Source organism: Pseudoalteromonas sp. SG41-2 (assembly GCF_014164535.1).
In the GTDB taxonomy this organism is placed as follows: Bacteria; Pseudomonadota; Gammaproteobacteria; order Enterobacterales; family Alteromonadaceae; genus Pseudoalteromonas; species Pseudoalteromonas rhizosphaerae.
Genome location: NZ_JACJFK010000030.1, coordinates 1 through 12,140, shown reverse-complemented (window position 1 = coordinate 12,140; position 12,140 = coordinate 1). Strand labels below are relative to the sequence as shown.

Annotated in this window: 11 protein-coding genes; 9 read left to right on the top strand and 2 right to left on the bottom strand. The window is 40.1% G+C overall.

What is annotated here, in order from left to right:
• Positions 1-369 precede the first annotated feature (369 nt).
• The 6 genes from H5186_RS19260 to cyoE all read left to right on the top strand — a co-directional run bounded on the left by H5186_RS19260 (position 370) and on the right by cyoE (position 5,879).
• Positions 370-783 (top strand): hypothetical protein, encoded by a 414-nt coding sequence (locus tag H5186_RS19260; protein WP_145241341.1) that lies wholly within the window; start codon positions 370-372, stop codon positions 781-783.
• A gap of 247 nt (positions 784-1,030) precedes the next feature.
• Positions 1,031-1,954: a ubiquinol oxidase subunit II gene (gene cyoA, locus H5186_RS19255; RefSeq protein ID WP_145241343.1), complete on the top strand. Its 924-nt coding sequence runs from the start codon at positions 1,031-1,033 to the stop codon at positions 1,952-1,954.
• A 2-nt stretch (positions 1,955-1,956) separates the two neighbouring features.
• Positions 1,957-3,960 (top strand): cytochrome o ubiquinol oxidase subunit I, encoded by a 2,004-nt coding sequence (gene cyoB, locus H5186_RS19250; protein WP_149982038.1) that lies wholly within the window; start codon positions 1,957-1,959, stop codon positions 3,958-3,960.
• Complete coding sequence (cyoC, locus tag H5186_RS19245) at positions 3,957-4,577, top strand: cytochrome o ubiquinol oxidase subunit III (RefSeq protein ID WP_145241348.1); 621 nt, start codon at positions 3,957-3,959, stop codon at positions 4,575-4,577. Before cyoB ends, cyoC begins: the two co-directional genes overlap by 4 nt.
• Positions 4,577-4,936, top strand: a complete 360-nt coding sequence (gene cyoD, locus H5186_RS19240; RefSeq protein WP_145241350.1) for a cytochrome o ubiquinol oxidase subunit IV — start codon at positions 4,577-4,579, stop codon at positions 4,934-4,936. Before cyoC ends, cyoD begins: the two co-directional genes overlap by 1 nt.
• 46 nt (positions 4,937-4,982) lie before the next feature.
• Positions 4,983-5,879: a heme o synthase gene (gene cyoE, locus H5186_RS19235; protein WP_182794812.1), complete on the top strand. Its 897-nt coding sequence runs from the start codon at positions 4,983-4,985 to the stop codon at positions 5,877-5,879.
• A gap of 323 nt (positions 5,880-6,202) precedes the next feature.
• Here the strand turns inward: cyoE and H5186_RS19230 are convergent, their stop codons facing one another.
• Both H5186_RS19230 and H5186_RS19225 read right to left on the bottom strand, forming a co-directional pair.
• Positions 6,203-6,805 (bottom strand): FMN-binding negative transcriptional regulator, encoded by a 603-nt coding sequence (locus H5186_RS19230; RefSeq protein ID WP_182719155.1) that lies wholly within the window; start codon positions 6,803-6,805, stop codon positions 6,203-6,205.
• Positions 6,805-7,380: a GNAT family N-acetyltransferase gene (locus tag H5186_RS19225; RefSeq protein WP_182794811.1), complete on the bottom strand. Its 576-nt coding sequence runs from the start codon at positions 7,378-7,380 to the stop codon at positions 6,805-6,807. The genes H5186_RS19230 and H5186_RS19225 overlap by 1 nt, the downstream gene beginning before the upstream one ends.
• A 115-nt stretch (positions 7,381-7,495) precedes the next feature.
• On the opposite strand from H5186_RS19225, the gene H5186_RS19220 reads away from it, so the two are divergent.
• The 3 genes from H5186_RS19220 (at position 7,496) to H5186_RS19210 (ending at position 12,093) form a co-directional block, all read left to right on the top strand.
• A complete protein-coding gene (locus tag H5186_RS19220; RefSeq protein WP_182794810.1) occupies positions 7,496-8,971 on the top strand; it encodes a PLP-dependent aminotransferase family protein in 1,476 nt (491 codons plus the stop codon).
• Positions 8,972-10,075: 1,104 nt separating this feature from the next.
• A complete protein-coding gene (locus H5186_RS19215) occupies positions 10,076-10,408 on the top strand; it encodes a hypothetical protein (RefSeq protein ID WP_182794809.1) in 333 nt (110 codons plus the stop codon).
• A 335-nt stretch (positions 10,409-10,743) separates the two neighbouring features.
• Positions 10,744-12,093: an RHS repeat domain-containing protein gene (locus tag H5186_RS19210; RefSeq protein ID WP_182794808.1), complete on the top strand. Its 1,350-nt coding sequence runs from the start codon at positions 10,744-10,746 to the stop codon at positions 12,091-12,093.
• Positions 12,094-12,140 lie beyond the last annotated feature (47 nt).

The following is a 12,140-nucleotide window of genomic DNA, read 5'->3' as shown; positions in this document are numbered from 1 at the left end:
TCAATAGCGAATACGCTATTAAACGAATCTTTATAATTGTGTGTGAAGATGTTGTCAAAAAGACGACTCAAGTTAGGGGATAACTTAGCTTGAGTTGCTTTTTATTTTCTAAAAGCCGCCAATTATCATTTAAGTTATTTTTAAAGCGCCAGTATGGCGCTTTTTTTATAGCTGTAATTCAACATATTAATAAAAAGTTAGCCCGCTATGTTGTTTTATACTTGTAGCTTGTGTTGACTTTGTTATAATCCTCCCGAAATTTCAGTAATTACTGAAACTTTATTGATGAAGATCATAACAACGAAGTGGAAAATAGCGTAAAGCCAGTCGCTTTACTTCGTAATATATAACCAATAAGGCCATATACGTTTGAATTCGCAAAATTGTCCGCCAGCAAAAACGCACTCTACGCTTAGTAGATGGCAGTTGCGTGCGCGTGCACTTTTTGCCGGACGAGAGCTATTTTCTGTATTAGTTATTTTATTAATTAATTCAGCCATGCTGGTAAATGGTAGTATTGAAGATGCGACAGAGCTAAAAAGCTTATTAACTGAAGGGGCTGTATATGAGTCATCTTTAATTAATGTATTGGGCTTTTTGGCATATCCAGTTGTGTCGTGCCAGTTACTCATTGGTTTATGTTGGTTGATTTTTCACTTTTTCCCAGCGCGTCGTGCTGGGGTTATTTTACGCAAAGCAGCCTTTGCTTTTCGTCAAACAAAAACATCTTTAGTAGTACACAGCGCTCATGGTTGTCGTGCTCCACCTCTTGTTAATGGTTGAACGCTACTCGTTATAGATAGTTTGGCTTTTTAACTAATCTGCTGATTCTGTCCGCTGTAATAACGCTTAGCCGCAGTGTACCTGCGATTCAACCAACACCCTCAAATTCCTTTATTGCTTTTTTGATGCTTAGTATTTTTTATGGCGCTAAAAAGTTACCTGAGGAATATTCAAACCGTTGTTTTTACGCTTTTATTTAGAGTTGTAGGGGCAGCACATATCAAATTTTAGGTTGTAGGATAGTCCTTTGTTAATTCGAAACCTCTGTAATATTGCTCTGGGCACAACTGTGCTCGCACTGACTGGCTGTAAAGGCGGGGTGCTTGATCCAAAAGGGCAAGTTGGGATAGATGAAAAAAATCTGATCATCATTGCCACTGTGCTGATGTTAATTGTGGTTATTCCTGTGATTGTGATGACCTTGTACTTTGCGTGGAAATATCGTGATGGCCAAGAGCAGCAAATTTATGCGCCAAAATGGGCACACTCAGGAAAAATTGAAGCCGCAGTCTGGGCCATTCCTATTGTGATAGTGATTGTACTGGGTGTCATTACTTGGCAATCAACGCAACAGCTTGACCCTTATAAACCGCTTGAAGGTAAAGGCAAACACTTAACAGTTGAAGTGGTATCACTGAATTGGAAATGGCTGTTTATTTATCCTGAGCAAGGTATTGCTACGGTTAATGAATTGGTATTTCCAGCCAATGTACCAGTGGAATATAAAATCACCTCAGAAAGTACCATGAACTCATTTTTCATCCCACAACTAGGTAGTCAAATCTACTCGATGGCGGGCATGGAAACTAAGTTGCATTTAATTGCTAATGAACCGGGTACGTTTAAAGGCTTTTCTGCTAACTACAGCGGTGCAGGTTTTACTGGTATGAAATTTAATGCCATAGCTACGCCAACGCAAGCTGACTTTGATACGTGGGTAAACAAGGTGAAAAGCCAAGCTAATACGCTCACTAAAGCGAATTATGATGCACTGGCATTACCGAGTGAAAACAACCCAGTGACTTATTTTGCTGATGTTGATGATGGCTTGTTCCACACCATCATTATGAAATATATGCAAGCACATGGTGATATGAACAAGATGCACAGTGCAATGCCTGAGCACAGCGGTCATGAAAATCACACAATGCACAGCGAGGGCGAGGAATAATTATGTCGTTATTTGGAAAATTATCGTTAGATGCCATTCCGTTCCATGAACCTATTTTGATGGTGACAATGGCGGTAGTAGTGATTGCAGGGGCATTGATTGCAGCTTTAGTCACAAAATATAAAAAATGGGGGGTGTTATGGCACGACTGGATCACCTCAATCGATCATAAACGCTTAGGCGTGATGTACATTATCCTTGCCTTGATCATGCTGTTTCGTGGTTTCTCTGATGCCATTATGATGCGGGCACAATTGGCGCTTGCTACAGGTGGTGCTACAGGCTATTTACCGCCAGAGCATTATGACCAAATATTCACCGCGCATGGGGTGATCATGATCATCTTTATGGCGATGCCATTTATGATTGGTCTGATGAACATTGTATTGCCACTGCAAATTGGTGCGCGCGATGTAGCATTTCCGTTTTTAAATAATTTAAGTTTTTGGCTTACTGCCGGTGGTGCAATATTAATTAATATTTCATTGTTCTGTGGTGAATTTGCAAAAACTGGTTGGGTGGCTTATCCGCCGCTATCGGAGATGTCTTTTAGCCCTGGAGTCGGGGTCGATTATTATATTTGGGCACTGCAAATATCAGGTATTGGTACACTATTAACGGCAGTAAACTTTTTAGTAACAGTGTTTAAAATGCGTGCCCCTGGTATGCGTTTAATGCAAATGCCAATTTTTACCTGGACATGTACATGGGCAAATATCTTAATTGCTGCGTCATTCCCAATCTTAACTGCGGTGTTGACTATGTTAACGCTAGACCGTTATTTAGATTTCCACTTCTTTACTAATGAAGCTGGCGGTAACGCCATGATGTACATCAACCTGTTCTGGGCTTGGGGTCATCCTGAAGTGTATATTTTGATTTTACCTGCGTTTGGTATTTTCTCAGAAATTATTTCCACTTTTACCGGTAAACGTTTATTTGGTTATAAATCTATGGTTTATGCCAGCGGTGCAATTTCTATCTTAGGTTTTATTGTTTGGTTACACCATTTCTTCACTATGGGGTCCAGTGCTAATGTTAATGCCTTCTTTGGCGTAATGACCATGGTCATTGCGGTGCCCACCGGTGTGAAACTGTTCAACTGGCTATTTACTATTTATCGTGGTCGTTTACGCATTACAGTTCCTGTGCTTTGGACACTTGGCTTTATGGTGACCTTTACCATCGGCGGGATGACAGGGGTACTACTAGCAATCCCAGGTGCTGATTATGTATTACACAACAGCCTATTCCTGATTGCACATTTTCATAACACCATCATCGGTGGTGCGGTATTTGGATACTTGGCTGGTTTTGCATTTTGGTTCCCTAAAGCAATGGGCTTTAAACTTCATGAAGGTTGGGGCAAGGCGTCTTTCTGGTGTTGGTTAATTGGTTTCTTTGTTGCATTTATGCCGTTATACGTACTTGGTTTCTTAGGTATGACACGTCGCTTAAACCACACCAATAACCCAGATTGGAATATCTGGTTGTACATTGCCTTTGTCGGTGCGGTGATCATTATGTTTGGTATTTTGTTCCAAGTTGTACAGCTTATTGTGAGCTTTAAAAATCGCGAAGCATTAAAAGATACAACCGGCGATCCGTGGAATGGACACACACTTGAGTGGTCAACATCGTCACCACCACAGTATTACAACTTTGCTACTATCCCACATGTGCATGACATTGATACTTGGACTGATATGAAAGAAAAAGGCCAAGCGTATCAACAACAAGCAAGCTATGCACCTATTCATATGCCAAAAAATACTTCGGCAGGGGTGATGATGAGTGCGTGTTTTACCACATTCTGTTTTGCCATGATTTGGCATATTTGGTGGTTGGCAATTGTCGGTGTTATTGCTGGCATCACGGTATTCTTTAAGCGCTGTTACACCAGTGATGTTGATTACTACGTGCAACCAGAAGAAATTCTTGAAATTGAAAGTGCACATAATAAAAGTGCAACAACATTTAACCAAGGTAAGGAGTTCAGCGCATGAGTGCTACCTCTGCAGATATAAATATCATCAATCATGATGCCCATGCTCACGAGCATCATGATACTGGTGGCGATACGGTATTTGGTTTTTGGCTTTACTTAATGACCGACTGCTTATTGTTTGCCTCATTTTTTGCAACCTACGCTGTGCTTTATATGAATACAGCGGGTGGCGTATCTGGCAAAGATATTTTTGAACTGGACTTTGTAGCGGTTGAAACTGCTGCGTTACTACTAAGTAGTATCACTTTTGGTTTTGCGATGATCTCAGCTCATGCGCAAAAGAAGGCCGCTACATTAACGTGGCTGGCAATTACTTTTGCTTTTGGTGCTGTGTTTATCGGTATGGAAATTTACGAATTTCATCATTTAATTGCCCATGGTAATGGCCCGCAGCGCAGCGCATTTTTAACCTCGTTCTTCTCTTTAGTAGGCTTACACGGTATGCACGTAACTGCTGGTCTAATTTGGATGGCGACTATGATGTTCGAAGTGTCACGTCGTGGTTTAAACCCAGCAACCGTTACACGTTTAAGTTGCTTAAGTTTGTTTTGGCACTTTTTAGATGTGGTATGGATCTGCGTATTTACCGTTGTTTACTTAATGGGAGTGATGTAATGAGCCACAGTGAATCACATGTATTTAATGAGCTACATACACAAAGCCATAGTGATGCTTCACATGGCAGTGTTAAAGACTATTTAATAGGTTTTGTTTTATCAATCATTCTAACGGCCATTCCATTTTGGGCGGTGATGAGCGGTACATTGTCAAAACCAACCACATTTGCCTGTGTTGTCGTAATGGCCATTGTGCAAATTTGGGTGCATTTAAAATACTTCTTGCACCTGAACTTTACCACCGAAGACGGTAAAGCCAGTTCGTTATCGTTTATCTTCAGTGCGCTGATCATCGTCATGGTGGTTGGCCTGTCTGTATGGATCATCTACGAATCGAACGCCATGATGATGTACTAGCCCCAGCTAGTACGTTTTCGTAAAGCAAAGAATAGGGGAACTGCAGATGTTTCGTCGTTATTTAAAGGTCACTAAGCCCGGTATTATCATGGGTAATTTGATCTCGGTTGCGGGTGGGTTTTTACTCGCCTCGCGTGGTGATATTGATGGCTGGCTAATGCTTGCTACATTAGCTGGCTTATCGCTGGTGGTAGCCTCAGGTTGCGTGATCAATAATGTGATCGACCGTGATATTGATATTCGCATGGCGCGCACGCGAACACGGGTAACCGTTACCGGTGAAATGTCTGCAACCACGGCTTTGCTGCATGGCACAGTACTTGGCTTACTAGGCTTTGCTTTACTAATGGTTTTTACTAACTGGATTGCGGTATTTTTTGCTGTGTTTGGTTATGTCATATACGTGGGTGTTTACAGCTTATATATGAAGCGTCGCTCAGTGTATGGCACGTTTATCGGTAGTTTATCAGGAGCAGTACCACCAGTGGTAGGGTACTGCGCTGTTTCAGCACAGTTTGATGTTGGCGCGTTGATCTTATTAGTAATGTTTAGTTTGTGGCAGATGCCGCACTCTTATGCGATTGCTATTTTTCGTTATAAAGACTATCAAGCTGCGCGTATTCCGGTATTACCGGTAGCGCAAGGTATTGATAAAGCTAAACATCATATTGTGTTGTATATCGCGGTATATGCGTTAGTGGTAATGTTATTAACCATTGGCGGTTATACCGGTATGGCTTTTTTAGCTGTTGCTTGCACTACTAGTTTTTGGTGGTTATTAATGGCGCTGCGAGGTTATCGTCGTAATATTGATATTAGTGGTTGGGCACGCCAAGTATTTGCGTTTTCAATTGTGAATATCACTGCACTGAGTATCGCCATGGCAGTTGATTACCAAAGTCTTACACCACAATTACTTGCTATATACCCAAACAGCCTCTAGATGCAGAATTCAGCGTTTCACAGGTGCTAAATATCAAGGCGTTACTTTGCAAGAATGGCAGACCCTTTTAAGAAGTAACAACGATGAGAGTAAGTGCCTGTGAAACGCCCAACGGGTTGGTTTAAAAGCGATTTATACTGCGTTATTGATTTTAACAATAGAACCACTATTACTTGCAATCAATGCCTTGCCTAAATCGCTTTTTAATTCCAACTGAAACTCGCACCTTGAGGTGGTTTGGGTATAAATTAACCGAGTTTATTTCAAAGTTAACCAAAGGCTCTGAGATCTCCGAGGAGCCTTTTTTCATTTTTATAGCACCGCTAATTGATTAACTCAGCAATACTGAGTTTCCCCGCTAACATTAAACTTTGCTTTATGGCTGCACGTATTTCAGCTGGCTTGTTTTGACTAAGTTTAAAATTGCCCTGCCAATGAATGGTAATAAATTCAATAAAACTTAATTGTTGATACATTGCCTTGCGCTGCTGTACGGGTACCTCATTAATTTGCCATTTATCTGTAGCGTGCTCAGTAAAGTGTTGCTCAAAGTGATCGGTTAGTCGTTGCATGATCTGTTCTTTGTGCTGTTGGTCTTTAACAATACGCACTTTAGCTGTCACATAAACACTCGAATAAAGCCAACTAGGTAGGGTTTTATTGTGTGCGTAAGCGGGCGATAAATAGCAATCATCGCCACTAAATAATAGCTTCACTGATTGACCATCAAATGATGACAGGGGGTTATATTTGGCCACATGGCCGATAAAAACTTCGCGAGCTGGGTCATATAATAATGGCACGCGGCATATATCATTGAGTTGGTTTTGTGTATTAGGCATTAAAATGGTCGCCAGTGGATAGTTATTTACTAACTGTTGTAATTGCTTACTATCATGTTGTTGAAAATGGGCCGCTGGGTACATTATAGTTTTCCTTCTAACTGAGATTTTATTGTCGGCCATTGCTCGTCTATAATACTGAACTGAGCGGTGTTTCGGTATGAGCCATCGGCAAGTAACCTGTCTTTATAACTAATGCCTTCAAAGCGGGCGCCAAGGCGTGTTATAGCATTACGCGATTTTTGGTTTTGTTCATGGGTATTAAAAATAATACGCACTAGGCCTAATTCTTCGAACGCATATTGCAGTAGCAAGTATTTAGCGTGGGTATTTACAAAACTACGTTGCCACTTTTTAGCAATAAATGTGTGGCCAATCTCGGCGCTGTAATTTTGTTTATCTAACCTAAATAAACGTGTAGTACCAAGCACCTGCTTACTTACTTTATCAACTATGGCGTAGACTATTTGTTGTTCGGCATTAAACTGCGCTGTATTGATAAACCAATCATCGAGAATTGCACGGGTTTGGGTGTAATTCATTAAAACCCAACGCCATATTTGTGGATCTTGGCCTGCTTGATGCAGCTGCTCTAGATGGCTTTGTGTCAGTGGCTCTAGAGCCAACTTATTGGTTTGATGAATGTGTTTTGTAAACATGATAAAGCCTATACTTTGCTATTTATGAATAACAAAGGTACGCTGCTTTGGTTAGTAATAAACAATCAGTTTTAGCTTTTTAACTAGACCAGTTTAGAGTGTTTTTGGAGTCGTAATGCAGCCGTTAGTTATTGAATTTGATGAGTCAGAGCCTGCCAAATATTTGCAACTAGCCAGCGCGATACGCAGTGCCATAATGCAAGGCAAGCTTGCGCCAGGGGTAAAACTCAGCTCGGCGCGTGTCATGGCAAACACTTATCAGCTCAATCGCCATACAGTGATGAATGCATTGCAATTATTAGTAGCGGAAGGCTGGCTTGAATCTCGGCAGCGCTCAGGTTATCGGATCACCAAGTCATTGCCCATTCAAAGTAGTGTTAGTACCTCAAGTACTCCAATACTGAAAGCAAAACCTTATCAATTTGCTAAAACATTGGCTGTGCCCGCTGCTGGAATGGATTTAACTGCGTATAAATATAACTTTGCTGGTGGCTTGCCTGATCTTGCCAGTTTCCCACAAAAAGAATTTAAACGCTCCGTCAGCCATGTGTGTAATCACTTAGATATCAATCAACTGCATTATGGGCAGGTCAGTGGTAACGAGCAATTAAAAGCTCATATTTGTGATTACTTATACAAAGCGCGTAATTTAAACGTAAGCGACGTATTGATCTGCAATGGCTCGCAAGAAGCACTGTTCTTAATCGCAAAAGCGTTTATAAAAAAAGATGATTTTGTCGCAGTCGAAACGTTAGGTTATCCGCCAGCAAGGCAAGCATTTGCTGCTTGTGGCGCGCAATTAGTTGATATAAAACAAGACGATGAAGGCTTATGTGTTGATGATTTAAAAGCCCAGCTAGAATGTTATCCAATTAAAATGCTGTACTTAACGCCGCTGCACCAATATCCAACTACCGTGACCTTATCGCCAACGCGGCGCTTGCAAATTTATCAACTGTGTTATGCCCATAACGTTATGATCATCGAAGATGACTACGACCATGAATTTCATTATCGCTGTCAGCCATTACAACCCATGGCCGCCGATGACCCTGCGGGCATTGTTATTTATCTATCGACGTTTTCAAAGATTATGTTTTCAGCCGCACGTATCGGTTATATCTGCGCAGCGCCTGAAGTATTAGCGCAATTAACTGCGTGGAAGCAGCTGATTAACCATAAGAACGATGTGATCATGCAATTAGCTGTGGCGCACTGGATGAAAGAAGGTGGCTTTGAACGCCATTTAAAGCGTATGACCAAACTGTATAAACAGCGCTATGAAGCGATGGATGCCTATTTAATAGAGCTACAAGCACTTGGGCATCCTATAGAATATAAAAAGCCCGACGGCGGCATGGCGATGTGGGTCAACTTTAATAAAGACACTCAGCACTTAAAAGCGCAGTTAGCAAAGCAAGGTATATATTTACAAACCCAAGCCGAGTTTTACTTTACCAACTCAGTACGTAGCTTAAAACCCATAAACTATAGCTATGCTCGGCTTGGTTTTGCAGGACAATCGAGTGAGAACATGCAGCAAGGTTTACAGCTTGTAATGCAGGAGTTGTATGCCAGTGTACGAAAATAATATAGTAGAAAGTTAATCATAGATAACTTTATTGCTATTACTTTTGTTATGGCTTTAGTTATTAATTTTTCATAATCTGGATCTATATATAACTTTAAATATTTTATTAATCAGTCGGTTAATCATATAAGAATATGATTGAAAACTGAGCTAACATGTAGTGGGAGTAGGGGCTATGGACAACAAGTAAGACAGCTTACAGTTGAGTTGCATAAATTGAATTGGGGGGGACTTAAATTTACAATGAGATTTAGTGTTCAAATTGAGTACTTGCTTGATGCTATTTTAAGGAACCAGTTCATCTTAGCAACATCAATTATTTCAGTGGATTTAAACCAATTCAAATAAACTAATGAATAAACCTGCTTTATCGGGAATAAAAAATTAAGGGGGATGATTATAATAGCTTTAACGTGGTTTTTTCTTATAATCCAATTAGTGGTTTTATTGATGACGCTAAAGAGTCATTTTTATATTTATCTTCTACTTTTCATTATAAATACACTTTTTTTATTTTTTTATAGAAAACGTAAGTATGAAGATGACGTATTTTTGCCACTTAGAATTGCTTTTTATTTAGGTTTATCACTTTTAGTATTTGCAATTGCATTTAGAATTTTAATTTTTTTAGAAATTGTTGATTAGAAGAAAAATAAATCGTGTCAGGTCTTTCTTTTTGCCTGTCAACTTATTTGAACTTGAATTAGAGTAAATACCTGTACGTAGCGGTAGTTGGCGCACCTTTAGCTAAAACTTCCGTGGAAACATGACGTGAGGTGACGGCTTCACCAGCGCGAGCTATAACGCTATGGGTAAACCCACGTAAATATTAAAAGATGTGCAAACCCTCAACTTTACTTGTGGCCCGCAACATCAGCGTTTTATGTAAGTGAACGCCAATGACACCACGTATTACAGCGACAAACTTTACGAAGAAGAAATTGACTGCACAAAAACCACGAACAAATAGGGTTCAGATCACTTGCTTCATAATAGCTTGTCATAATTCCTCAGTGACGGTTTTTCGATGCTGGCATATAAGTAGTGTTATGAAGCAATAAAACTGAATCTGTAATTTCAAAGAGTATAGGTCGAGTGTAAAAAATGATTAATGTAATTTTTGTAATGATGGCAGCAATTACCTCAAATGAAGTCTTTATTAATAAAGCGCTGAATGGTTGTCCAAAAAAAGAAAATTTGATTGAACATGTTTATAAGTCAGAAACTATTTTCAACGATGCAACGCAGCTGTATGTTTTTTATCCTAAAGAATTTTCAGGCTTGAAGATTGAAAGTGTAATGTTTTTACTTAATAAAAAAGATAGTCGATTATCTTTATACTCTAAAATTGAAGAGTATAAAGAAAATAATAAATTCGTTGTCTCTGCAATTTGGTTTGATTCTAATTTATATTCTGAATTAATAGCTAATTTTTAATATCGTTCAAATGAAAGTGGTAATGGAGAAGTGTGCGTGCTTTCGGTAGATATTCCGTTTGAGAAGTTAGTTAAGAATTGGAGTGGGGGAAATTAGATTTTCATATTAATTTAAAATGGTAATTATATTATTTAGCTCGGTTTATAATAACGCTTTAAATGATAATTTGAGACAAGCTGGATGGTTTGGTTAAGTGAGTAGCTTAATCGGGTGGGAGTGTAACTTTAACGACAGATAGCTATTATGGGAAATCAAAAATATATGGCTGTCCCTTTTCTTCTGAACTAAGCCAAATTGAAGGACAAGTACAAAAAGTACAAGTAGCCCATACAGATATGCTTGGCTCTACGGTGCTTATTACAGATCAACAAGGTAAAGGCATTGGCCAATACATTTATGATCCGTGGGGCAAGCAGCAACAAGTTTATACAAGCCAAGCGCTCACCAGCAATGCGATGTTATTGTCGCAAATGCGCAGCTTCACCGGCCACGAACAAATGGATGAGCTGGAAGTCATCCACATGAATGGCCGTATTTATGATGCCAATATAGGTCGTTTTTTACAAGCGGATCCATTTGTCCAGTTCCCTAATTTAACGCAAAGTCTTAACCGCTATCGTTACGTGTTAAATAACCCGCTGACCTATAACGACCCCAGCGGTTATTTCTTGAAAAAGCTAATGAAAATAACGGGGCTTACATCAATACTCAAAGCCATTGCCAGTATTCTGATACTTGATGCGGCAGTAAGTATAGCAATAGGGATTTGGGCACCTTATGCATTACCGTTATATCAAGGCTTAAAAACCTATGCAGTCACAGGTAGTTTTGGTGCAGCTATAAAGTCTTATGTAATTGCTAGTTTAACCATGGCTGTTTCAGGGGAAATTGGTGCTAAATTAGACTTTGATGTTGGTGGGTGGACTGCTGTTCAAAATGTGGCATCGCATGCGATGGTAGGTGGCGTTTCTGCTGTCTTGCAAGGTGGTAAATTTGGTCATGGCTTTGTCAGTTATTTAGTCACCGCCAGTATGAAAGGATTTATGAATCCGAAAACCACTGAATTTGGTAATGCATATAGCCGTACCGCGATTGCAGGGTTTGTGGGCGGCACCGTGTCTAAACTTACGGGTGGAAAGTTTGCCAATGGCGCCGTCACCTCCGCAATGCAATGGTGGTATAATGCGGAAAAAGGGGGGCTAGTTGAAAAAGCAAAAGAAAATGATCGTGCTTTGAGAGAGCATCTAGCGGCACTTGACCAGTCAGATATAATCGATAGAGCTAGGGTTGCTGCACTTGCAAAAGCAACCGGCTTAATCAAAGGGAATGGAGCTCAGATTATTAGAGATTCTAAAAAGGCATCGTTGTATAGGAGAGCAATGTTTGATGGCCTTAATAGTGCCGCAGTGGAGGAGGCTATGCCATATGCGATGACTATAATTGAAGGTGGTATCACCCTAACTGGGGATCCATTAGGTACTATCGCAACCTCAGTCGGGCCTTCCGCGCCCCAAGCTGGGTGGTATGGTCAAGCTAGCGGCATAATGGGAGTTTGGAGCGCAACTTTAACGGCGGATCAGTATTATGAGAAATCGCAATCGTTCATGCATTCAATAAATGAAATTGAAAAGTCTTATATAAGGGACGTTGCACCAAAATGCGGGGATACAATGAGATGTTGGTAAGATTATTGATATTACTAATGATAAGTATTTCATCAGTGGCTTTTTCA

Bases quoted from the DNA above. Each gene is read 5' to 3' on its own strand.
- cyoB (WP_149982038.1), top strand. From the start codon at position 1,957: ATGTCGTTATTTGGAAAATTATCGTTAGATGCCATTCCGTTCCATGAA.
- cyoC (WP_145241348.1), top strand. From the start codon at position 3,957: ATGAGTGCTACCTCTGCAGATATAAATATCATCAATCATGATGCCCAT.
- cyoD (WP_145241350.1), top strand. From the start codon at position 4,577: ATGAGCCACAGTGAATCACATGTATTTAATGAGCTACATACACAAAGC.
- cyoE (WP_182794812.1), top strand. From the start codon at position 4,983: ATGTTTCGTCGTTATTTAAAGGTCACTAAGCCCGGTATTATCATGGGT.
- H5186_RS19230 (WP_182719155.1), bottom strand. From the start codon at position 6,805: ATGTACCCAGCGGCCCATTTTCAACAACATGATAGTAAGCAATTACAA.
- H5186_RS19225 (WP_182794811.1), bottom strand. From the start codon at position 7,380: ATGTTTACAAAACACATTCATCAAACCAATAAGTTGGCTCTAGAGCCA.
- H5186_RS19220 (WP_182794810.1), top strand. From the start codon at position 7,496: ATGCAGCCGTTAGTTATTGAATTTGATGAGTCAGAGCCTGCCAAATAT.
- H5186_RS19215 (WP_182794809.1), top strand. From the start codon at position 10,076: ATGATTAATGTAATTTTTGTAATGATGGCAGCAATTACCTCAAATGAA.
- H5186_RS19210 (WP_182794808.1), top strand. From the start codon at position 10,744: ATGCTTGGCTCTACGGTGCTTATTACAGATCAACAAGGTAAAGGCATT.